Consider the following 23,351-nt stretch of genomic DNA (forward strand, 5'->3'; position numbering starts at 1 on the left):
GCTCGCCATGAATCAGACCGTATCCACGCATGGCGTGGATCTACTGGGTAGCCGGCCGCTGGCCGGCAGCGACGCGATGCCGATATTTCCGCATGCGGCCGCGATGATCGCCACAAAGGCGCGTATTTTGACCGCCACTTAACAACCGATCCGGATTGACGTGATGCATTTCGCATCGTCACCTCCGGTCGGTATGCTGTGCCGCATGCAGCCAACGAAATACGCCCTGCCGCTGATGGTCCTCTCGCTTTGCGCCACCTCCGTGGCCCATGCGCGCGGCACCATCGACAAGGTGGACATCAAGGGATTGGACAAGGGCGACGACGCCGCGATCATCGAGAACATCCAGGAATCGCTGTCGTTGTTCGACACGATCGGCAAGGAGCAGGGCGAGTCGCGCCTGGAATACCTGCTGTCACAGGCCGAGCGGCAGACCCGCCAGGCGCTGGAACCGTTCGGGTACTACAACCCGGTGATCAAGGTCGAGGCGCCACGCCAGGACGAGCACGTCACCGTGCTGATCCATGTCGACAAGGGCCAGCCGGTGCTGGTGCGCCGCGAGCATATCGATATCACCGGCCCTGCGATGTACGACCAGTACCTGCAGGACGACCTGGCCGCGTTCAAGCCGCGCAAGGGCCAGCGCTTCGAACACACCCAGTACGAAGCCAGCAAGATCACCGTGACCCGGCGCCTGGCCGAGCGCGGCTACTTCGACGCCGACTACACCCAGCGCCAGGTGCAGATCACCCGCGCGGACAACGCTGCCGACATCGACCTGACCTGGGACAGCGGCCGCCGCTACAACATGGGCCCGGTGACCTTCGAGCAGAACTATTTCGACGACAAGCTGTTCGACCCGCTGGTGTACTGGGACCAGGGCAGCTACTTCCACGAAGGCAAGCTGGACCGCCTGCGCGAGTCGCTGACCAAGCTCGATTACTTCAGCGTGATCGACATCCAGCCGCGCCCGGACCAGGCCGATGAAAACGGCGAGGTGCCGGTCGATGTGAAGCTGACGCGGGCCAAGCGCAGCATCTATTCCTACGGCCTGAGCTACGGCAGCGAAAGTGGCGCCGGTGTGCGTGGTGGCCTTGAACGGCGCTACCTGAACAGCCGCGGCCACAAGATGAACACCCAGCTGGACTATGCGCAGAAGCGCAAGAGCCTGATCACCAGCTACCGCATCCCGGCGTTCACCTGGCTGGATGGCTGGTACACCTTCGCCGCCAGTGCCTATGACGAACAGACCGACTACATCGATCTGCGCAACTTCAAGCTGATCGCCAGCCGCAGCGGCGAGATCAACGAGAACTGGACCGCCATCGCTTCGATCAACGCGCTGCGGGAGCGCTGGCGCTATGCCTCGGGCACCGAGTTCACCGATGCGGTCTACAACACGTCCACGCTGGTCTACCCGCAGATCGTGGCCGACTACGTGAAGGTGGACGACGAGCTGTTCCCGCGCAGCGGCATCAGTGGCACCGCGACGGTGCGTGCCGGCGTCGAAGGCGTCGGATCGGACACCAGCTTCGTGCAGGCCAATGCCGTGCTGCGCTGGTACATCCCGGTGGGGCCGACCAATCGCCTGATCCTGCGCGGCGAAGGCGGCACCACCTGGACCAGCGACCTGGTGGCGATGCCGCCCAGCCTGCGCTACTTCGCCGGTGGCGACCGCAGCATCCGCGGCTATGCCTACCGTGAGGTCGGCCCGCGCACGCCGAAGCCGGACAAGTACGCGCTTGGTGCCAAGCACCTGGTGGTCGGCTCGGCCGAGTACGAGCATTACTTCAATGGCGGTCCGTGGGGTGCAGCGGTGTTCGTCGACACCGGCAGCGCCTTCGATACCAACATCGACCTGCACACCGGCGTCGGCTTCGGCGTGCGCTGGAAATCGCCGGTGGGCCCGGTGCGGGTCGATATCGCTCACGGTCTGAACAACCCTGATTCGCAGTTCCAGCTGTACCTCAACATCGGAGCGGACCTGTGAGCACGCCCGCACCGACCCCGTCGCCGAACACGCCGCCGCGCCGCGTGCGCTTCTACCGTCGTCGCCGCTTCTGGGCATGGTCCGGCGCGGGGGTAGTCGGCCTGGTGCTGGTCGCCCTGTTGGCCGTGTACTGGCTGCTGCAGACGGTGGCCGGCCGCGACGTGCTGCTGGCGCAGGTGGTGGCGCGCCTGCCGGTGGGTGCCAGCTTTACCTGGGACAAGGTCGATGGCCCGGTGGCCGGACCGCTGACCCTGTACAACGTCGACTTCCGCTACGACGACATCCATTTCCACGCCGCGCGTGCGCACCTGGAGCCGGACCTGCGCCCGCTGCTGGGCCGCAAGCTGCTGCTGGACAAGCTGGAGCTGACCAACGCCACGCTCAACCTGGCCAAGAGCGATGAGCCGTTCAAGCTGCCGTCGTGGCCGGATTCGCTGCCGCAGATCGAAATGCCGCTGGCGATCCAGGCTGATGTGATCGCCATCGACAGTTTCCGCATCAGCCAGGCCAACGAGCCGGTGATCGACATCAGCCGCGTGCGCGGTGGCATCGAGATCGCCAATGGCGAGTTCCAGGCGCGCAAGCTGGTGGTGGACAGCGACATGGGCAATTTCACTGCCCAGGGCCGCTACATCCCGGCCAAGGACTACGACACCGACGTCACCGTCACCGCGGTGCTGCCGGCACCGCGCGGGCGTACCGCGGCCACGGTCGGCCTGGTCGCGCGCGGTGACCTGGCGCATATGGAAGTGGCGCTGGCCGGCCGCGCACCGAAGCCGCTGCACGCGATGCTGGTGTTCGATGGCCGCACCGATCCGACCTGGAACGCGACCGTACGCAGCGACGAGCTGGACCTGGCGCTGTTGTCGCCGGCATTGGCCAGCTCGGCCATCGCGCCGCTGGCATTGGACTTCACCGCCTCCGGCAAGGGCGGCAACGCCAACCTGCATGGCCGGGTGAAGCAGGGTGAGCAGGAACTGGAGCTGGCGCCCTCGGTGGTTTCGCTGCAGGACCAGGTGCTGAAGGTCTCGCCGCTGGTGGTCAAGGGCCTGGGCGGCGAAGCACGCCTGGAAGGTACCGCCGATTTCAGCCAGGAAGACCAGCAGAAGCTGAACTTCTCGGTGATCGCGCAGGACCTGACATGGGTGCCGGCACCGGACCCGAACACCGCCGGCAGTTCGCCGGTGCCGGTGACGCTGAAGGAAGCGCGCTTCGGACTGGCCGGTACCTTGAAGGCGTGGGCGGCGATCGGCCGTGCCGATGTCGAGCGCGAAAAGCAGAGGGCGCAGCTGCGCTTCGATGTGCGTGGCAACGATCAGGCTGCGGAGATCCGCGAACTGCAGGCGCAGACCCCGGGTGGCCAGCTGCAGGTGGAAGGCAAGGTGGCCTGGGCACCGCAGCTGGACTGGGATGCCAAGGCCACGCTGAAGGATTTCGACCCGGGTTACTTCGCACCGGGCTGGGATGGCCGTCTGTCCGGCAATCTCGCGTCCAAGGGACGCCAGCTGCCGCCGCCGGCCAATGCGCCGCCGGGCACTGCGGGCACGCTGGAGGGCACGGTGGACCTGCCGTCGCTGAAGGGCATCCTGCGCCAGCGCAATGTGGATGCCCAAGGCAAGTTCGCCCTGCAGGGTGAACAGGGCCAGGGTGAATTGAAACTGGCCGTCGGCAGCAGTCGGGTGACCGCCTCGGGCAAGGTCGGCGACCGCCTGGACATCGACGCGCGCTTCGAGCCGTTGCAGCTGAGCGATCTTCTGCCCGGCGCCGATGGTGGCCTGCGTGGCCAGGTGCAGGTGAAAGGCCCGCGCGATGCACCGGACATCACTGCAGATCTGGTCGGCAACAATCTCAACTGGGACGGTTACGGCGCTGAAAGCCTGAGCATCAAGGGCCGCCTGCCGTGGCGTGGCGACAGTGGCACGCTGGCGATACAGGGCCAGCAGGTCAATGCCGGCTTGCTGCTGGAACGCTTGAACATCGATGCGCAGGGCAGTGTCTCCAACCTGCGGCTGGCCGCACAGACACGCAACGAACTGGGCGCGATCGAGCTGCAGGGCAGCGTTCGCCAGCAAGGCGAACAATGGCGTGGCGAACTGGCCACGCTGCGCATCGCACCGGTGAAGGGCGATGCGTGGGCACTGCGTGCGCCCGCGGCATTCGCCATCAACGGCAGCAACTACACGCTGGGCGAAACCTGCCTGGGCGCTGCGACCGGTGGCGCCCTGTGCGCACGTGCCAACTGGCCGCGCGAAGGCCTGGTGGTGCGCGGCGACGCGTTGCCGCTGGCCCTGGTGCAGCCGTGGTTGCCGCCACAGTCCGGCCGGCGCATCTACCTGCGTGGCGAACTCAACCTGGACGCGCAGATCCGTCCGCGTGGCAACGCATGGGAAGGGCATGTGGAAGTGCGTTCGGCCGAAGGTGGCGTACGCCTGGGCGAGAACCGCAACACCGGCGTGGGCGATGCCAACCGTGGCGAGCTGGTGCGTTATGACCAGTTCTCGCTGAAGCTGGACATGACCCCGGCCAGCATCAAGGGCTACCTGGGCATGGGCTTCCAGGGCAACGGCTTCGTTGATGCGAAGATGCAGACTGGTTGGGAACCGAGTGCGCCGCTCAACGGCGAGCTCTACCTCAACATGTCGCGCCTGTACTGGCTGGAACTGTTCTCGCCGGATGTGGTGCGCCCGACCGGGCTGATTGAAGGCCACGTGAGCCTGCGTGGCACGCGCGGCCAGCCGTCGCTGGGCGGTGATGCGCAGCTGAGCAACTTCAAGGGCGAGTTCCCGGCGCTGGGCCTGACCTTCGACCAGGGCAAGGGCAGCTTCGTCGCCCAGCCCGATGGGTCGGCCAAGATCACCGCGCAGGCCAATTCGGGCAAGGGCACGCTGTATGTCGACGGCGGCCTGTCCTGGTTCGGCGATGCACAGCCGCTGCAGCTGAAGATCCACGGCGAGAATGTGCTGCTGTCCAACACCAGCGAGCTGCGCATCATCGCCAATCCCAACCTGGACTTCACCCTGGCCAAGGCCGCGATGGAGCTGCGCGGAACGGTGCACGTGCCCGAGGCAGACATCGATCTGGAGCGCCTGGACCGTGGCACCTCGGTGTCCGAGGACGTGGTGGTGCTGGACCCGGCCGATCCGGAAGAGTCGCGCACCTCGCCGCTGGACATGGAGCTGGCCGTCAGCCTGGGTGACAAGGTCAAGATGAGCGGCTTCGGCCTGAAGGGCGCGCTGACCGGCAAGATGCAGGTCTGGGCCAAGCCCGGCCGCGAGATGACCGCCAACGGTGGCCTGGAAGTCAGTGGCCGCTACAAGGCCTATGGCCAGGACCTGACCATCACCCGCGGCAACCTCAACTGGAACTACAACGCGGTGTCCGACCCGCGCATCAACATCCGCGCCGAGCGCCGGATCGGTGATGTCACCGCCGGCATCGACGTGACCGGGCGCGCGCAGCAACCGCGCGCCGATGTCTGGTCCGATCCGGCGATGTCGCAGTCCGAAGCACTGGGTTACCTGGTGCTGGGGCGCAGCCTGACCGGTGCCAGCAGCGACCAGACCCAGCAGGTGAACGCCGCATCGGCCGCGCTGTCGGCGGGCAGTGGCCTGCTGGCTTCGCAGCTGGGGGCCAAGCTCGGCCTGGACGATGCCGGCGTCAGCCAGTCGCGCGCGCTGGGCGGCTCGGTGATCGGTGTGGGCAAGTACATTTCGCCCAAGCTGTACGTGGGCTACGGCGTATCGCTGGTCGGTGCCGGTTCGGTGATCACGTTGAAGTACCTGCTACGCCGTGGCTTCGACGTGGAAGTGGAATCGAGCACGGTGGAAAACCGTGGCTCGTTGAACTGGCGGCGGGAAAAATAACGGTGTGGTAGCGCCGGCCGCTGGCCGGCAACTGCACCGTATCCCGAATTCGGTGGGTTGCCGGCCAGCGGCCGGCACTACCGTGCACGCATACCCAACCATCGGCCGTTGCCCCATCCGGCCCCAGCGGCTATGGTCCCGGGCTGTTCTGTCGTACCGGATTGCCTCATGTCGCCACGCAAAGCCCTCCCCACCGCCCTGGCCCTGGGCCTGACCCTCGCCGCTGGCGCCCACGCCGATGAAGGCATGTGGATGCCGACCCAGCTGCCGGAGCTGGCCAAGCCGCTGCAGGCGGCTGGCTTCAAGGGCAACCCGGCCGATCTGGCCAACGTGACCGCGCCGCCGCTGAGTGCGGTCGTGCGTGCCGGCGGTGGCACCGGCTCGTTCGTGTCGGCCGATGGCCTGCTGCTGACCAACCACCACGTGGCGATGGGCGTGATCCAGTACAACAGCTCGCCCGAGCACAACTTCATCAATGATGGCTTCATCGCCAAGGGGCGCGCCGACGAGCGTCCGGCCAATCCGGACTTCCGCGTGCTGGTGACCGTCGGCTTCGACAAGGTGACCGACCAGGTGCTGGCACAGGCCAAGGGCAAGACCGGCCGCGCGTACTTCGACGCGGTGGATGCAGCCAGCAAGCAGATCGTGGCCGAGTGCGAGAAGGACGGCAGCGTGCGCTGCTCGGTGGCCAACATGTATTACGGCACCGACTTCTACCGCATCGCCCAGCTTGAGCTGAGCGATGTGCGCCTGGTCTATGCGCCGCCGCGCGCGATCGGCAACTACGGCGATGAGATCGACAACTTCATGTGGCCGCGCCACACCGGCGACTTCACCCTGCTGCGTGCCTACGTGGGCAAGGACGGCAAGCCGGCCGCCTACAGCAAGGACAACGTGCCCTACCAGGCACCGGCGCACCTGCAGATGTCGGTGGAAGGCCCGAAGGAGGGCGACTACGCGATGCTGGCCGGTTACCCGGGCATCACCTACCGCCATCGCACCGCCGCCGAATTCGCTGGCCAGATCGATACCGTGCTGCCGCGCCGGGTGTCGGTGTTCCAGCAGATGATCGACACCATCGAAGCGGCCAGTGCCAAGGATGCGCAGGCACGTACCCGTTATGCTTCGCAGTTGCAGTCGCTGAAGAACAACCGCAAGCGCGCCGCCGGTGAGCTGGAAGGGCTGCTGCGCAGCGATGCCAAGGCCCAGCGTGCGGCCGACGAGCAGGCGATGCTGGCCGCCACCGACCGCAAGTACCAGGGCGACATCAAGGCGCTGCTGGCCAACCTGTCGCAGGGCGCGGCGGTGGGCGAGCGCGACCTGCTGCTGGAGCAGATGGCCGGCCAGAGCCAGCTGCTGCGCTCGGCGCTGCTGCTGGAACGCCTGCGCATTGAATCGGCCAAGCCGGATGCGCAGCGCGAGACCGGCTACCAGCAGCGCGACCAGGCGATGATCGAGGGCGTGCTGAAGCAGGTGCAGCGCCGCTATGCACCCGAGGTCGAGAAGGCGCTGCTGACCACCCTGTTGACGCGCTACCAGCAGCTGCCGGATGCGCAGCGCGTGGCCGAGTTCGACACGGCCTTCGGCCGTACCCCGGCACAGCTGGCGCAGGCGCTGGACACGCTGTATGCCGGCACCCAGCTGGGTGACGAAGCGCAGCGCCTGTCCCGCTTCGCCGCTGCCCGCGAAGGCAAGGCGCTGGCCGCCGATCCGCTGATTGCCGTGGCCGGCCCGCTGGTGGCCGCGCAGCTGCGCATCGAAAACGAGAGCAAGACCCGCGAAGGCGAACAGCTGCGCCTGCGCCCGGCCTACATGCAGGCGTTGTTCGCCTGGCGTGCCAAGCAGGGCCGTGCGGTGTACCCGGATGCCAACCGCACCCTGCGCATCAGCTACGGCAAGGTGGAAGCGCTGCACCCGCGTGATGGCGTGACCTATTCGCCGGTGACCACCGTGGCCGGCATCGTCGAAAAGAACACCAACGCCTATCCGTTCGATGCCCCCAAGCCGCTGCTGGCCGCGATTGCCAAGGGTGACTTCGGCAGCACCGCCGACCCCGCGCTGAAGACCCAGACGGTCAATTTCCTGACCAACCTGGACACCACCGGCGGCAACTCCGGCTCGCCGGTGCTCAACGCCAAGGGCGAACTGATCGGCCTGAACTTCGACAGCAACTGGGAGTCGGTCAGTGCCAGCTGGTGGTTCGACCCCCGCTACAAGCGCGCCGTGCACGTGGACATGCGCTACCTGCGCTGGCTGCTGGCCAAGGTCTACCCGGCACCTGAACTGCTGAAGGAAATGGGCGTTCCGGCGGAATAACGCCGGTTCCCGGTAGGCGCCCACGATCTCCCGGCAGGTGCCCACCGTCTTCCGGTAGATCCCCACCGTTTCCTGGTGGGTGCCCACCGTTGGTGGGCACGGACGCCCCTGCCACGACCAACGGTCGTGACCCACCTTTGCGACCCCCCGTCGTGACCTACCATCACGATCAACGGTCGTGATCTACTGGCCCCTCCTCCGACGGAAACACGCGCTTGGTCTCCAGCTGGATCCTGCTGCTGGTCTCGGTTGCCTACGCTGCGCTGCTGTTCGGCGTGGCGTGGTGGGGCGACCGTCGGCCGATGTACCCGGACCGGCCGTGGCTGCGGCCGGTCGTCTACAGCTTGGCGCTGGCGGTGTACTGCTCGTCGTGGACCTTCTACGGCGCAGTCGGTACCGCCGTGCGCAATGGCGTGGGCTACCTGCCGATCTACATCGGTCCGTTGCTGCTGCTGCTGTTCGGCTGGCGCATCATCGAGCGCCTGGCGCTGATCGCGCGCAGCCAGAACGTGGTCTCCATCGCTGATTTCATTTCCTCGCGCTTCGGCCGCTCGCGGCGGCTGGCGGCGCTGGTGGCGATCATCGCGCTGATCGGCATCATTCCCTACCTCGCCCTGCAGTACAAAGCGGTGGCGATGAGCCTGCAGGTACTGACCGGCAACACCGGCCCGACCGGGTTCTTCAGCGATCCGGCCCTGTACGTGGCGTTGCTGATGGCGCTGTTCGCCACCCTGTTCGGTACCCGCCAGGTGGACGCCACCGAACACCACCACGGCATGATGCTGGCCATCGCGCTGGAGTCGGTGATCAAGCTGGTGGCGATGGTGGCGGTGGGCGTGTTCGCCTATGTCTGGCTCAGCGACCGCAACGAGGCGGTGGTGGAGTCGGTGCATACGCTGTTCACCGGGCTTCCGCCAGTGGGGTTCATTTCGCAGACGCTGCTCAGTTTCCTGGCCATCATCTGCCTGCCGCGCCAGTTCCATGTGGCGGTGGTGGAGTGCGGGGATGTGCGCGACGTGCGCCGCGCGCGCTGGATGTTCGGCGGCTACCTGGTGCTGATCTCGGCGATGGTGCTGCCGATCGCCACGGCCGGCATCAGCCTGTTCGGTACCGGAAGCGGCGTGGCCGACGACTCGATGGTGCTGGCGTTGCCGCTGGCCGAGGGCCGCAACGCGCTGGCACTGATCGCCTATATCGGCGGGTTCTCTGCCGCCACCGGCATGGTCATCGTGTCCTCGATCGCGTTGGCGACGATGGTCAGCAACGATCTGGTGATGCCGGTGCTGCTGCGTCGCAGTGGCGACCACCAGGAAGCGGCCGATGTCGCCTCGCGGGTGCTGTGGATCCGCCGGCTGGCGATCCTGCTGCTGGCACTGATGGCCTACAGCTACTACCGCAGCAGCAGCAACGACAGCACGCTGGCCTCGTACGGACTGATGGCGTTCGCCGCGGTGGCGCAGTTCGCGCCGGGCCTGATCGGTGGCCTGTACTGGCGCGGCGCCAGCCGTCGTGGCGTCGAGACCGGCATGCTGCTCGGCTTCGCCACCTGGCTGTACACCCTGCTGCTGCCGGCGATGACCATGGCCGGCTGGATGGATGCAGGCTGGGTGCAGCATGGTCCGTTCGGCATCGATTGGCTGCGGCCGCAACAGCTGTTCGGCATGACCGGCTGGGACCCGCTGACCCATGGCACGTTCTGGTCGCTGCTGGTCAACGCGGCGACGATGATGCTGGTATCGGCGCGTTGGCGTCCGGGCGTGGATGAGCGCCTGCGCGCTGCGCCCTTCCTCGATCCCTATGCCGAGCGGCCTTCAGTGGCCGGTGGTTGGCCAGGCCACGTGCACGTGGGCGACCTGCTGGCACTGGCCTCGCGCGTGGTCGGCGAACGCCATGCGCGGCGCTCGTTCTTCGAACAGGCGCAGTCGCTGGGGCGCGAGCTGCAGTCCTCGGCACCGGCGGACCGGCCGTGGGTGCAGTTCACCGAGCGCCTGCTGGCCGCATCGATCGGTGCGGCGTCCGCGCGCCTGCTGCTGACCAGCCTCCTGCGTGGCTCCGGCATGGACCTGGGCGAAGTGGTGGCGGTGCTGGACGAAGCCGGGCAGGAACTGCGCTTCAACCGCGAGATCCTGTCGACCACCCTGGAAAACATCAGCGCCGGCGTCAGCGTGGTCGACCCGGACATGCGCCTGACCGCGTGGAACCGGCGCTACCAGGACATGTTCGGCTACCCCGACGGCATGCTCTACGTGGGCCGCCCGGTGGCGGATCTGATCCGCTACAACGCCGAGCGTGGCGAGCTGGGCGAGGGCGACATCGAAGTGCAGATCAACCGCCGCATCAGCTACATGCGCGCCGGTTCGCCGCACGTGTTCGAGCGCACCCGCAGCGATGGCAAGGTGATCGAAATGCGTGGCCAGGCACTGCCCGGCGGCGGCTACGTCACCAGCTACAACGACATCACCGACTACAAGCACGCCGAACGGGCGCTGCTGGAAGCCAACGAAACACTGGAACAGCGCGTGGCCGAGCGCTCGCATGTTGCGGAAGTCGCACAGCAATCGAAGACCCGCTTCCTGGCGGCGATCAGCCATGACGTGCTGCAGCCGTTGAATGCGGCGCGGCTGTTCGCTTCGGCGCTGCGCGACAGCGACCATGTCAGTGATGAGCAGCGGCACCTGGCCGAACGCGTGGATGCGTCGCTGCGTGCGGCCGAAGAGCTGCTGGATGGGCTGCTGGACGTGTCGCGGCTGGATGCTGGTGGCCTGCATCCGGTGATCGGCGAATTCGATGTCAGTGCGTTGATGCGCGAGCTGGCCGCGCAGTACACGCCGGTTGCGGCCGGGCGTGGGCTGCGGCTGGATCTGTTCGCGCGTACCACCTGGGTGCGCAGTGATCGCCGCCTGCTGCGCCGCGTGCTGCAGAACTTCCTGGCCAATGCGCTGCGCTACACGCGGCAGGGGCGCATCGTGCTGGCCGTGCGCCAGCGCGGCGACGAAGTGGAGCTGCAGGTGTGGGATACCGGCCCCGGCATTCCCGAACACCACATGCGACAGATCTTCGACGAGTTCCACCGCTACCAGCAGCCGTTCGACTGGGGCGAGCAGGGCCTGGGCCTGGGCCTGTCGATCTGCCAGCGCATCTCGCGCCTGCTTGACCATCGCTTGAATGCCCGCAGCCGGGTTGGCAGTGGATCGATGTTCTCGATCATCCTGCCGCGGGTAGCGCCGTTGCCGGGATATACCGAAGCGCTCACCGTGGCGCAGGCCGCACCGCCGATTCGCAGCGATTCGCTGGCCGGCCTGCGCGTGTTGTGCGTGGACAACGACGAGGAGATCCTTGATGGCATGCGCGCGCTGCTGGGGCGCTGGCAGGTGCAGGTGATCACCGCATCGACGGTGGACCAGGCGTTGCAGAAGATCGCCGAGCGTCCGCAGGTGATGCTGGTGGACTACCACCTGCACGATCGCATGGATGGCCTGGATGCACTGGTGGCACTGCGCGAAGCGGCGGGCTATCCATTGCCCGGCGCGCTGCTTACCGCCGATGGCCGCGATGAACTGAAGCGGATGGCACGCGAGCGTGGCTATCGCCTGTTGACCAAGCCGATCAAGCCGGCGTCGCTGCGTGCGTTCCTGGGCGCGTTGCGCGACGCCCGGTAGTGCCGGCCGCTGGCCGGCAACCTCGCAATCGCCGGCAGGTTACGCCACGCCGTGCAGGTGTTCGTACAGGATCGTCGCACCGATGATCACCAGGATCACGCCACCGATGATTTCGGCGCGCTTGCCGACCATGCTGCCGAGTGCGCGGCCGAGCATGATGCCGGCGGTGACCATGGTCAGCGTGCACAGGCCGATGACCGCCGCCATCACGCCGATATGCACGTCCATGAAGGCCAGGCCGATGCCCACTGCCATCGCGTCGATGCTGGTGGCGAAGCCGGTCAGCGCCAGCTTCCAGAAGCCGTGATGCTGCGACGGATCCTCATCGTCCTCGCCGCTGTCAGGGCGCAGGCCGTTGTAGATCATGTGGATGCCCAGCGCGCCGAGCAGGCCGAAGGCAATCCAGTGGTCGAAGGCTTCGACGTACTGCAGGGCGGCACGACCGAGCAGCCAGCCGATGATGGGCGTGATCGCCTCGATGACGCCGAAGATGATGCCGGCGCGCAGCGCATCACGGAACACCGGCCTGCGCATGGCGGCACCCTTGCCGATCGCCGCGGCGAAGGCATCGGTGGACATGGCAAAGCCGATCAGGAGGATCGAAACAGGAGACATGGGCGGCAGCAGAAGGTCGGGCAAGGACGGACGCACGGCTCGCGCTCGCGCCCAACCTGACGTTGCGCGCGCGGGCCGCTGGTCTCGCCAACCATCATGGTTGTCCACGCCACGGCGCACTGGCCGAGTATGTTGACATGGACGATTCCTGCGTAGGAATCCGGCTACTCCCCAAGGGGACGCGAAGCTTAGCACCGCGATCCGCGCGTGGCGCATTCCGTGCGAAACGCGCAGGCATGGCTGGTTTGTATAGCGATGGCTATATCACGGGCGATACGGTAGCGCCGGGCCATGCCCGGCGGGCGTAGCGGGTAGTGCCGGCCGCTGGCCGGCACACGCAACGGCGAGAGCGTGCCAAGCAAGCTTGGCCCCCACCAAAGCAGTTTCCGGTAGCGCCGGGCCATGCCCGGCGAGCGCAGCGGTGATACAGGTACAGGCGATTGCCGGCCAGCAGCCGGCACGAAACCTCAATCCTCTTCCGGCGGCAGCACGATGGCGTCGTCGTCGATCGCCAGCTTGCCGGCCATCAGCACGGCCTGGGTGCGGTTGGTCACGCCCAGCTTGCGCAGGATCGCGGTCACGTGCGCCTTGATCGTCGCTTCGGAGACATTGAGGTCGTAGGCGATCTGCTTGTTCAAGCGGCCCGCACCCAACATCTGCAGCACGCGGAACTGCTGCGGGGTCAGCTCGCGCAGCCGCTGGCCGACTTCGCGTTCTTCGCTGCCAGTGGGCGGGACGTTGTGTGCTTCCGGCGGCGCCCAGGTCTCGCCATCGAGGATGGTGCCGAGTGCATGGCCGATGGTGTCCGAGTCGGCGGATTTCGGAATGAAGCCCAGCGCGCCATGGTCGAGTGCACGCCGCATCACCGTGGCTTCTTCGCGTGCGGACACCACCACCACCGGCAGGTGCGGATGCAGCGAGCGCATGTGTACCAGTGCGTTGAAGCCCTGTGCGCCGGGCATGTTGAGATCCATCAGGACCAGGTCGGCGTCGTTGTGCTGGTCGGCCAGCGCATACAGCGCCTCCACGCTGTCGGCCTCGAACAGTTGAACGCCCGGAATGACCCGCTGCACGGCACCCCGCAGGGCTTCGCGGAACAACGGATGGTCATCGGCAATCAGGAGGGTGGTCATGGTCGGGGGGAACCGTGGGGGGAAAGCAGATGGGGTCAGAGCCCTTTCCTTGTGGAAAGGGATCCGACCCCGGGTAGCACATCAACGCACCTTGCGTTCGTCCACCAGCGAAGCCACGACCGACGGATCGGCCAGGGTCGAGGTGTCGCCGAGCTGGTCCGGTGCGTTCTCGGCGATCTTGCGCAGAATGCGGCGCATGATCTTGCCCGAACGGGTCTTCGGCAGGCCCGGCGCCCACTGCAGGTGGTCGGGCGTGGCGATCGGCCCGATCTCCTTGCGCACCCAGGCGACCAGCTCCTTCTGCAGCTCGTCGCTGGGCGCCTCCTCGGCCACCAGGGTGACGTAGGCATAGATGCCCTGGCCCTTCACGTCGTGCGGGAAGCCGACCACGGCGGCTTCGGCCACCTTCGGGTGCGAGACCAGCGCGCTTTCCACTTCGGCGGTGCCGATGCGGTGGCCGGACACGTTGATCACATCGTCCACGCGGCCGGTGATCCAGTAGTAGCCGTCTTCGTCGCGGCGGCAGCCGTCACCGGTGAAGTAGCTGCCCGGGTAAGTGCGGAAGTAGGTGTCGATGAAGCGCTGGTGGTCGCCGTACACCGTGCGCATCTGGCCCGGCCAGGAGTCGCGGATGATCAGGTTGCCTTCGGTCGGGCCGTCCTTGATCTCGCCATCGGCATTGACCAGGGCCGGCTGCACGCCGAAGAAGGGCAGGGTGGCCGAACCCGGTTTCAGCTCCATCGCACCGGCCAGCGGCGAGATCAGGATGCCGCCGGTCTCGGTCTGCCACCAGGTATCGACGATCGGGCAACGGCTGTCGCCGACCACTTCGTAGTACCAGCGCCAGGCTTCCGGATTGATCGGTTCGCCGACGCTGCCAAGCAGGCGCAGCGAAGCGCGCGAGGTCTTCTTCACCGGCTCCTCGCCTTCGCGCATCAGCGCACGGATGGCGGTGGGGGCCGTGTAGAAGATCGACACCTTGTGCTTGTCGATCACGTTCCAGAAGCGCGAGGTGTCCGGGTAGTTCGGCACGCCTTCGAACATCAGCGAGGTCGCGCCGTTGGCCAGCGGGCCGTACACGATGTAGCTGTGGCCGGTGACCCAGCCGACGTCGGCGGTGCACCAGTAGATGTCGTCCTCGCGCAGGTCGAACACCGCTTCATGGGTGTAGGCCGCGTACAGCAGGTAGCCGGCGGTGGTGTGCAGCACGCCCTTCGGCTTGCCGGTGGAACCGGAGGTGTAGAGGATGAACAGCGGATCCTCGGCGTTCATCGGTTCCGGCTCGCAGCTGGCCGGCTGGCTGTCGACCACATCATGGAACCAGCGGTCGCGCGGGGCCTGCATGTCCACCGCACCGCCGGTGTGGCGCACCACCAGCACGGTTTCCACGGTATTGGTGCCGGGCAGCTTCAGCGCCGCATCGACGTTGGCCTTCAGCGGAATCTTCCGGCCACCGCGCAGGCCTTCGTCGGCGGTGATGATCAGCTTGCTCTGGCAGTCGCTGACACGGTCGGCGATCGAATTCGGGGCGAAGCCACCGAACACCACCGAGTGGATCGCACCGATGCGCGCGCAGGCCAGCATGGCCACGGCAGCGTCGACGATCATCGGCAGGTAGATGGTGACCCGGTCGCCCTTCTTGACGCCCAGGTTGCGCAGCGCGTTGCCGAGACGGCAGGTGCGCTCGTACAGCTCGCGATAGGTCACGTGCTGGGCCGGCGCGTCCGGGCTGTCCGGCTCGAACAGCAGGGCCGTCTTGTCGCCGCGCTTTTCCAGCTGGCGGTCCAGGCAGTTCACGCTGGCGTTGAGCTCGCCATCTTCGAACCACTTGATGTGGAAGTCGGACAGGTCGTAGCTGACGTTCTTGATCTTCGTCGGCTTGCGCGACCAGTCCAGCCGCTCGGCAGCCTTGCCCCAGAACGCATCCGGATCGGACACCGAGGCCTGGTACTGCTGTTCATAGGTGTTCTTGTCGATACGCGCCTTGGCGGCGAACTGCGGATCGACAGGGTAGAGATCAGCCATGGCACCCTCACTTGCACGTTGACTTTGTGTGTGCAGCCGCAGCATTGCAGCAGCCGTTCCCCCTCAGTTTGCCCCATCCACCCCCGGTCGCGTCACCACTTCGGTTAGACCTTGGTCGAAAGTCGGGCCCCTGCAGGCCCGGGTTCGACCAATGGCCAATAGCCGGTGCGTGCAAACGCCCCGCAGTCTCGGCTCGACCGTGCCCCACGCGCGGCATCACCTTGCCACTTGGGAGAGAGGGCAACATGAGCCACCGTACGTTGAAAGCCGTGCGCACACCTTTGGCGGCCTGCCTGTTGGTCGCCCTGGTCGCACCGGGCATGGCGTTCGCCGAGACCGCCAAAGAGAAGGCACTGGAGTCACGCGTCGCCGAACTGGAGCGGCAGGTGCAGGCGCTGCTGGCGTCGCAGCAGCAACAACAGACCCAGATCGTGCAGACCCAGCAGGCGGTCACCGACGTCCGCACGCTGCAGGCCGAACAGAAGCCGGCGGTGCCTGCGGGCAAGCAGCCGATCCAGGTCACCACCATCACCCCCGGCGCGGCGCCGGGCACCACGGTCAAGATCGGCGGTTTCATCAAGGCCGATTTCCTGGCCACCCAGACCAGCGATGGCCAGCTGGCCGACGACGCCACCGGCCGCTCGCTGTACCTGCCCGGGCAGACCCCGGTGGAAGGCGCCGGCGGCAGCGGCAAGCGCTCGGACGTGGACTACAACGCCCACGCCAAGTTCTCGCGCTTCAACCTGGGCATCGACAACGTCAGCGAGTCGGGCAACAAGGCCGGCGCGTTCTTCGAGATGGATTTCTTCGGCAACTCGCTGGGCAACCAGACCGCCACCAACACCTATGGCGTGACCCTGCGCCATGCGTACATGTACTGGAACAACTGGATGGCCGGCCAGACCTGGTCGAACTTCATGGATGCGGCGTCGTTGCCGGAAGCGGTCGACTTCGTCGGTCCCACCGATGGCGTGATCTTCGTGCGCCAGGCGCAGGTGCGCTACACCCAGGGCGGCTTCAGCGTCGCGCTGGAGAATCCGGAAACGACCACCCTCACCGGTACGCGCAATCCGGTCACCGGCGCCTGGACCAATGCCAGCGCCAATTCCGATCGCGGCAGCCTGCCGGACCTGACCCTGCGTTATGGCTGGAAGGGTGACTGGGGCACGTTCGGTGTTGGCGGTATCGTCCGTCAGCTGAAGGTCGACAACCAGGCCACCGGCGCAAAGGCCGACAAGGTGGCCGGTGGCCTGACCCTGGGCGGCAAGTGGGTGATGGGTGACAGCGATTCGCTGCACTACCAGTTCACCGGTGGCGAGGGCATCGCCCGCTACATCGGCCTGGGCATCACCGCCGATTCGGCCTATGACGTGGCCCGTGACGAACTCAACCCGACCGGTGTGATCGCCGGCTATGTCGGTTGGCGCCATGCGTTCTCGCCGAAGCTGCGCACCAACCTGATCTACGCGCGCAGCGACTACGACAACGACAGCATCCTCGGCCCGCTGGTGACCAAGAGCGTGCAGAGCATCCGCGGCAACATCTTCTACTCGCCGCTGCCCAAGGTCGATGTCGGTGCCGAGCTGATGTACGGCAAGCGCGAGATCGAGAACGGCAACAAGGGCGATATCACCCGTCTGCAGTTCACTACGAAGTACAGCTTCTAAAGGAGTGCCGACCAAGGTCGGCACCTACCAAGAATGAGTGCCGACCAATGGTGTCGGCACCTACCTAGACTGCGTGCCGACCGAGGTCGGCACCTACAGAGGGAAAGCTTCCCATGTCCACAACACCTGCACCGGCGAAAGCCCAACTAACCCAGGGACACAAGAAGGTCATCTTCGCGTCCAGCCTGGGCACCGTTTTCGAGTGGTATGACTTCTTCCTGTATGGCTCGCTTGCGGCGATCATCGCCAAGCAGTTCTTCAGTGGCGTCAATGAAACCACGGGCATGATCTTCGCCCTGCTGGCCTTCGCGGCCGGCTTCTTCGTGCGCCCGTTCGGTGCGGCCTTCTTCGGCAGCCTCGGCGATCGCATTGGCCGCAAGTACACCTTCCTGGTCACCATCCTGATCATGGGCATCTCGACCTTCCTGGTCGGCGTGCTGCCCAACTACGCCTCGATCGGCTTCGCCGCGCCGGTGATCCTGATCATCCTGCGCTTGGCCCAGGGCCTGGCCATGGGCGGCGAGTACGGTGGTGCGGCGACCTACGTGGCCGAACACGCGCCGGACGACAAGCGTGGCCTGTACACCAGCTTCATCCAGTGCACGGCCACCCTCGGCCTGTTCATGTCGCTGCTGATCATCCTCGCCTGCCGCTACTTCCTCGGCAACGAAGCGTTCGAAGCCTGGGGCTGGCGCATTCCGTTCCTGGTCTCGATCGTGCTGCTGGGTGTGTCGGTGTGGATCCGCCTGCAGCTGAGCGAGTCGCCGCTGTTCCAGCAGATGAAGTCGGAGGGCAAGGGTTCCAAGACGCCGTTCCGTGACAGCCTGAAGGGCGGCAACCTGAAGCTGATGCTGCTGGTGCTGCTCGGCGCCGCAGCGGGCCAGGCGGTGGTCTGGTATGGCGGTCAGTTCTACGCGCTGTTCTTCCTCAGCAGCATGCTGAAGGTCGACGCCACCACCTCCTACCTGCTGATCGCCGCCGCGCTGGCGCTGGGCGTGCCGTTCTTCATCTTCTTCGGCTGGCTGTCCGACCGTATCGGCCGCAAGAAGATCATCCTGGCCGGCTGCCTGTTGGCCGCCATCACCTACATCCCGATCTTCAAGGGCCTGACCCACTTCGCCAACCCGGCCATCGAAGAAGCCCGCAGCAGCTCGCCGGCGCTGGTCGTGGCCGACCCGACCACCTGCTCCTTCCAGTTCGATCCGGTGGGCCTGCGCAAGTTCACCAGCTCCTGCGACGTCGCCACCGCCGCGCTGACCAAGGCCGGTGTGCCGTATGACGTGCAGCCGGCCGCTGCCGGTTCGCTGGCGATGGTCAACGTGGGCAGCGCCAGCGTCACCTCGTACGAGGCCGCCGGCCTGACCAAGGAAGAAGGCAAGGCCAAGGCCGATGCATTCGGTGCCGAGCTGAAGACTGCGCTGACCGGTGCCGGCTATCCCGCCAAGGCTGATGGTTCGCGCATCAACTACGCCGGCACGATCCTGATGCTGTGGCTGCTGGTGCTGTACGTGACCATGGTCTACGGCCCGATCGCCGCCTACCTGGTCGAACTGTTCCCGACCCGCATCCGCTACACCTCGATGTCGCTGCCGTATCACATCGGCAATGGCTGGTTCGGTGGCTTCCTGCCGGCGATCTCGTTCGCGCTGGTGGCCGGTACCGGCAACCTGTACTACGGGTTGTGGTACCCGATCATCATCGCGCTGATGTCGGTGGTGATTGGCGGCCTGTTCCTGCGCGAGACGAAGAACGTGGACATCACCAAGTAAGAATGATGTTCATCGAATGAAGGAGAGGCCGTGGTGCAGACCACGGCCTTTTCGTTTCCCTGTAGCGCCGAGCCATGCTCGGCGACCGCGCAACGCGCGGCACAAAACTCCGCAGACACGAACAAACAGCGCTGAATGCCTTCATCGTGGTTGACAAGCATCCGAAGCCACCGCCCGTATCGCGACCGGGGTCGGATCCCTTTCGCAGGCGAAAGGGCTCTGACCTCTACCTCCAGAGGCAGTGCGAGGTAGAGCCGAGAGCGGTCGACCAACGGTCGATGCTAACCGCCGTACAGCGCTTGCCTCTGCGAGGGAGTGACGTCAAAGATCCCCGCGTCGATCAGCTTTTTGTAATGACCTCTGTTGCGTGGACCCGGCGGGTCGCAACGAAGCAGATTGTCGAGGGAACCATCGGGCGCATCCGAAGGACTCCGGTGACCTGACGCATAATCCTCTGCGGTAGCGCCTTCTTCGGTCAGGGTGACAGGTGGGAGGCCGGGAGATGCCCAGTTGCCAATGTCATTGAATGACCCGCCACAGAACTGGCCGGTCTGCCGCGTAACCATGCAACCGCTGCGCGTGTTCATGAACCCACAGTACGGAACCTCATGCATGAAGCGATCTCCATCCGGAGAAGCGACCTCACCGGATTCCACGTCAGTGACAAGCACATACCGGCCGTCAGGAGACGTCGCCGGATCGGCATCGTGTTCGAACAGAGAGTAGGAGCGCTCGCTCAGCTCTATCCGACGCACCAACTTGCCATGCCTCATGACCGACACGTTCCGGTAGCGACCGTTCTCCTCACCGTCATACCGCAGCGTGATGTCACTGCCAGCCTGTGTCCACCTCTCGTTGCCAGCTTTTGCGTCTAGTGGTGAAGCCAGTGATGCGAGCAAAGTGAAGACCAGGCTCAACATATTCATCCTCTCGGAAACTGTCATTGGCAAGCGAGGAAGATGCCATGGGCATCAGGGGCTTGCGGTGGTCTTTTCTATGCATTCGCCTTCCTGCTCAAGGGGGCGTCTTGAAAACTCCTTGATGCAGAACGCTCGCTGTTCACTCTCATCGCCCGCTTGTCTGATCCGATTGAGCAACTGATCGGCGCCGGGGCAATGCGCAACACGAGCGGCAACGAGGTTGCACACGGGAACAAAGGGGAAGTGCACGTCATGGCGTGGAATGTTCAGCTTCTCGTCCCAGGCCTGGAGCGGAAAGAGCACATGCAGCAACCCGTCCACCGCTTCATCTTCGCGTGGTCGCGTAATGGCGGTATCCGGCGCATCCTCGAGCAATCTGGCATATGCATCCAGAAAGCGACGACCGCGCCGCTCGTGTTCTGCTGGTGTCGTCGCCCGCCGCAAAGCCGCGTAGTAAGGAAAGATGCTTTCTACATCAGGTGCGCTGCAGGTGATGCCACGTGGCTGCGACTGCGCATCACCAGGTTCTGCTGGCCTGCATGAGGTGCGCTTTAGTCGCTCCTCCAAAGTGGTCAGCACCCGGTCGATGGCGGCGCCAGAAGTGGGTTCACCATCCAGCTCGCCCACAAGCGACACCAGGCTGTCGCCCACCATCGGCACATACTCTCGCTCTGTATCCAGTGCGAAACCGGCGTGAGGCGGCGGGGGTGCAGTTGACGCTGCAGGCAGAGACAGTACAGCGGCCATCGCCAGCGCTACCATCATCGATGGCACATCAGGTCGCCGATGGAATCAGGCTGCAGGGCGATGGAGCACCACCTGACCGCCTTGCGTCCCCTTCGTGAGGGAATGAATTCGACTTCTACATCCAGACGGTCATCGTGGAAATCGAGTGTCTTGAAGTCGACCAAGGCGAAGTCGCGATCGAAGCGCGCGCCACCGACGGAGCAGATGAACTTCTCGCGGTGATACTCGGCTGGATGGCCGAGTCTGAAGGACTGGACGGTCAGACATGGATTGTCAGCGATTACGACATACCTGACAGCTCGCTCCTGGACAATCGCGATATCGGCCTTCGTGACCTTTGAGTAGTCGATGCGGTGCTCTGAGGCTTTGGCGGTGCTGCCCGACAAGGGTGACGCCGCGTAAAAAACAAGCCATAGCGTGGTCAGTGGTACTCGCTTCCATACTCGAGTGAACATTCCAGATCTCCGATAGAGCTAGTTCCGATCGCGATTGAGCATTTACCTTCCTCGCGGGCACCGCCGCGAAGACCGAAGAAAACCATCTCCAGCGATAGTTGGTCTTGCTCAAACTCTATTGTCCTCACGTCGACAAACGCGAAGTCATCGTGAAAACTCATCTTTCCAAGCGAACAGATTTTCTTCTGGTGAACGAGGCCTTCCATGTTTGCGGATTTGAAAATCTGAACCGTGATACAAGGCGAGTCCCCGCTAAGCATGATGTAACGCACCCAGTGGCCCATCATTCTTTGGACGCCGGCCATACGAACCTTCTCGTAGTCAATAGGCGGAGTTGAGGCTCCGGCAGAGAAGACCATCAGCATCAAACCGGCTAGAACTGCGGCTATACCTTGCATTACATCCTGCTCTTCGGCACGTCAGACGCATACATTGGTGGACATGAAGTCGCTCCACCATGAAAGAAGTACGAAATTGCAAATGTTCTTACGCTTCCCGGATGGAACTACGTGTTTGGCCATCCCTCTGGAGGTCTGACGAGGGGTAGAGTCGACCGTTGGCCGACTATCGCGCCCAGCGTTGGGTTTCGCGTGTTCTGACCGGGGAGCGGTCGACTAACAGTCGACTCTACCCAGTCGAATCCGCGCCCTGTCATGCGGCGATGACTGCCACAGCTCGTATAGTCGCCCCATGACCACCACCGCCCCAGCCGACCTCCCCGCTATCCTGCATACCCTGCGTACTGCCTGGCAGGCCCAGCGTCCCTCGCTCGACCAGCGCGAAGCCGACCTGCGTCGCCTGCGCGCGGCGTTGAAGGACCGCCTGGACGAAATGGCTGCGGCCATCGCCGAGGACTTCGGCCATCGCGCCCACGTGGAATCAAAGCTGGCCGACGGCATGAGCGTGCTGTCGGCCATCGACCACCTGCGCCGTCACCTGCGGCGCTGGTCGAAGCCGCAGCGGGTGGGCGCCGGCTGGCGACTGTGGCCGGCGCGCGCGCAGCTGCGGCCGATGCCGCTGGGCGTGGTCGCGGTGATCTCGCCGTGGAATTATCCGGTCACGCTGGCGTTGGTGCCGTTGGCTACAGCCATCGCCGCCGGCAACCATGTGCTGTTGAAGCCTTCGGAGCACACTCCGCGCACCAGCGCCTTCCTGGCCGATCTGCTGGCCAGCGTGTTCCCGCCCGAACGCGTGGCGGTGGTGCAGGGTGGGGTGGACGTGGCTGAGGCGGTGTCTTCGCTACCGCTGGACCACCTCGTGTTTACCGGTTCCACCGCGGTCGGCCGCAAGGTGATGGCGGCGGCGGCCGAGCATCTGGTGCCGCTGACGCTGGAACTGGGCGGCAAGTCGCCGGCGATCGTCTGCCGTGATTTCCCGTTGGACAAAGCCGCCGCGCGGTTGGCCACCGGCAAGTGGTTCAACGCCGGCCAGACCTGCATCGCGCCGGATTACGTGCTGATCGACAGCGTGCGCCAGCGTGAGTTCGTGCAGGTGCTGCAGCAGCAGGTGCGCGAGCGCTATGGTGATTTCAGCGATGCCGACGATTACACGCGAATCATCAACGAGGGCCAGTACCGGCGCCTGCAGGGCTATCTGGCGCAGGCCCGCGAACGCGGGGTGCCGGTGATTCCGCTGGCGCAGGTGGATGACGCGCGCGCCGATCGCGAGCGGCTGCTGGTGCCGACCGTGGTGCTGGACCCGCCGGATGACCTGGACCTGATGCGCGATGAGATCTTCGGCCCGATCCTGCCGGTGCGCGCCTATCCGGACCTGGATGCGGCGCTGGCCGACATCGTGGCCCGCGACCGGCCGCTGGCGCTGTATCCCTTCAGCCACGACACGGCCACGGTGGAGCGCATTCTCGGCCAGGTGCTGGCCGGCGGGGTCACGGTCAACGACACCCTGCTGCATTTCGCCGCCGATGGCTTGCCGTTTGGTGGGGTGGGCGCCAGTGGCATGGGGGCGTACCACGGCCGGGCCGGGTTTGATGCGATGAGCAAGCTGTTGCCGGTGCTGTGGCAGTCGCGCTGGGCGGCCAGTGACCGGCTGCGGCCGCCGTATTCGAAGATTGCGGGGTTGTTGAAACTGCTGCTGCGGTGAAATCAGGCAGGGCGTGCACTCAGTGGTAGTGCCGGCCGCTGGCCGGCAACCTCATGACCCTTCGGCGGGGACCTGCACCTGCCGGCCAGCGG

The 23,351-nt window shown here is 65.5% G+C and carries 14 protein-coding genes; 7 read left to right on the plus strand and 7 right to left on the minus strand.

Annotated elements, in window-relative coordinates:
- The first annotated feature begins 193 nt into the window (after positions 1–193).
- From M2299_RS11010 to M2299_RS11025, 4 genes are all read left to right on the plus strand, one after another.
- Positions 194–1,990, plus strand: coding sequence for an autotransporter assembly complex family protein (locus M2299_RS11010; protein ID WP_280884369.1), 1,797 nt, complete (start codon positions 194–196; stop codon positions 1,988–1,990).
- Entirely contained in the window at positions 1,987–5,853 is a 3,867-nt protein-coding gene (locus M2299_RS11015; RefSeq protein ID WP_280884348.1) for a translocation/assembly module TamB domain-containing protein, read from the plus strand. Before M2299_RS11010 ends, M2299_RS11015 begins: the two co-directional genes overlap by 4 nt.
- Positions 5,854–6,021: 168 nt before the next feature.
- Positions 6,022–8,169: a S46 family peptidase gene (locus M2299_RS11020; RefSeq protein ID WP_099785906.1), complete on the plus strand. Its 2,148-nt coding sequence runs from the start codon at positions 6,022–6,024 to the stop codon at positions 8,167–8,169.
- A gap of 215 nt (positions 8,170–8,384) precedes the next feature.
- On the plus strand, positions 8,385–11,828 hold the full coding sequence (locus M2299_RS11025; protein WP_099785904.1) for a PAS domain-containing hybrid sensor histidine kinase/response regulator: 3,444 nt from the start codon (positions 8,385–8,387) through the stop codon (positions 11,826–11,828).
- A 39-nt stretch (positions 11,829–11,867) separates the two neighbouring features.
- Here the strand turns inward: M2299_RS11025 and M2299_RS11030 are convergent, their stop codons facing one another.
- From M2299_RS11030 to acs, 3 genes are all read right to left on the minus strand, one after another.
- Positions 11,868–12,443: a manganese efflux pump MntP family protein gene (locus M2299_RS11030; protein WP_032976929.1), complete on the minus strand. Its 576-nt coding sequence runs from the start codon at positions 12,441–12,443 to the stop codon at positions 11,868–11,870.
- Positions 12,444–12,910: 467 nt separating this feature from the next.
- Positions 12,911–13,576, minus strand: coding sequence for a response regulator transcription factor (locus M2299_RS11035; protein WP_006477308.1), 666 nt, complete (start codon positions 13,574–13,576; stop codon positions 12,911–12,913).
- Between the two features lie 81 nt (positions 13,577–13,657).
- Positions 13,658–15,601 (minus strand): acetate--CoA ligase, encoded by a 1,944-nt coding sequence (gene acs / locus M2299_RS11040; protein ID WP_280884349.1) that lies wholly within the window; start codon positions 15,599–15,601, stop codon positions 13,658–13,660.
- A gap of 245 nt (positions 15,602–15,846) precedes the next feature.
- On the opposite strand from acs, the gene M2299_RS11045 reads away from it, so the two are divergent.
- Positions 15,847–17,268 carry a DcaP family trimeric outer membrane transporter gene (locus tag M2299_RS11045; RefSeq protein ID WP_025878777.1) on the plus strand — a complete coding sequence of 474 codons (1,422 nt, stop codon included), beginning with the start codon at positions 15,847–15,849 and terminating at the stop codon, positions 17,266–17,268.
- 113 nt (positions 17,269–17,381) lie between these two features.
- A complete protein-coding gene (locus M2299_RS11050) occupies positions 17,382–19,037 on the plus strand; it encodes an MFS transporter (RefSeq protein WP_025878778.1) in 1,656 nt (551 codons plus the stop codon).
- 281 nt (positions 19,038–19,318) lie between these two features.
- Here M2299_RS11050 and M2299_RS11055 read toward each other — a convergent pair whose 3' ends face one another.
- From M2299_RS11055 to M2299_RS11070, 4 genes are read right to left on the minus strand one after another with little or no spacing between them, the layout of a single operon-like run.
- Positions 19,319–19,954, minus strand: coding sequence for a hypothetical protein (locus M2299_RS11055; protein WP_157804436.1), 636 nt, complete (start codon positions 19,952–19,954; stop codon positions 19,319–19,321).
- Between the two features lie 54 nt (positions 19,955–20,008).
- A complete protein-coding gene (locus M2299_RS11060; RefSeq protein WP_280884350.1) occupies positions 20,009–20,704 on the minus strand; it encodes a hypothetical protein in 696 nt (231 codons plus the stop codon).
- Between the two features lie 14 nt (positions 20,705–20,718).
- Entirely contained in the window at positions 20,719–21,159 is a 441-nt protein-coding gene (locus tag M2299_RS11065; RefSeq protein ID WP_157804435.1) for a hypothetical protein, read from the minus strand.
- Positions 21,126–21,557 (minus strand): hypothetical protein, encoded by a 432-nt coding sequence (locus tag M2299_RS11070; RefSeq protein ID WP_100437093.1) that lies wholly within the window; start codon positions 21,555–21,557, stop codon positions 21,126–21,128. The genes M2299_RS11065 and M2299_RS11070 overlap by 34 nt, the downstream gene beginning before the upstream one ends.
- A gap of 292 nt (positions 21,558–21,849) precedes the next feature.
- Here M2299_RS11070 and M2299_RS11075 point away from each other — a divergent pair, with 292 nt between their 5' ends.
- Entirely contained in the window at positions 21,850–23,259 is a 1,410-nt protein-coding gene (locus tag M2299_RS11075; protein ID WP_100437092.1) for a coniferyl aldehyde dehydrogenase, read from the plus strand.
- Positions 23,260–23,351: the final 92 nt, after the last annotated feature.

It is taken from the genome of Stenotrophomonas sp. 1278, from assembly GCF_029892765.1.
Taxonomy (GTDB): Bacteria; Pseudomonadota; Gammaproteobacteria; order Xanthomonadales; family Xanthomonadaceae; genus Stenotrophomonas; species Stenotrophomonas indicatrix.

Coding starts and splice junctions, on each gene's coding strand:
- M2299_RS11010 (WP_280884369.1), top strand. CDS start 194: ATGCTGTGCCGCATGCAGCCAACGAAATACGCCCTGCCGCTGATGGTC.
- M2299_RS11020 (WP_099785906.1), top strand. CDS start 6,022: ATGTCGCCACGCAAAGCCCTCCCCACCGCCCTGGCCCTGGGCCTGACC.
- M2299_RS11030 (WP_032976929.1), bottom strand. CDS start 12,443: ATGTCTCCTGTTTCGATCCTCCTGATCGGCTTTGCCATGTCCACCGAT.
- M2299_RS11035 (WP_006477308.1), bottom strand. CDS start 13,576: ATGACCACCCTCCTGATTGCCGATGACCATCCGTTGTTCCGCGAAGCC.
- acs (WP_280884349.1), bottom strand. CDS start 15,601: ATGGCTGATCTCTACCCTGTCGATCCGCAGTTCGCCGCCAAGGCGCGT.
- M2299_RS11045 (WP_025878777.1), top strand. CDS start 15,847: ATGAGCCACCGTACGTTGAAAGCCGTGCGCACACCTTTGGCGGCCTGC.
- M2299_RS11050 (WP_025878778.1), top strand. CDS start 17,382: ATGTCCACAACACCTGCACCGGCGAAAGCCCAACTAACCCAGGGACAC.
- M2299_RS11060 (WP_280884350.1), bottom strand. CDS start 20,704: ATGGCCGCTGTACTGTCTCTGCCTGCAGCGTCAACTGCACCCCCGCCG.
- M2299_RS11065 (WP_157804435.1), bottom strand. CDS start 21,159: ATGTTCACTCGAGTATGGAAGCGAGTACCACTGACCACGCTATGGCTT.
- M2299_RS11070 (WP_100437093.1), bottom strand. CDS start 21,557: ATGCAAGGTATAGCCGCAGTTCTAGCCGGTTTGATGCTGATGGTCTTC.
- M2299_RS11075 (WP_100437092.1), top strand. CDS start 21,850: ATGACCACCACCGCCCCAGCCGACCTCCCCGCTATCCTGCATACCCTG.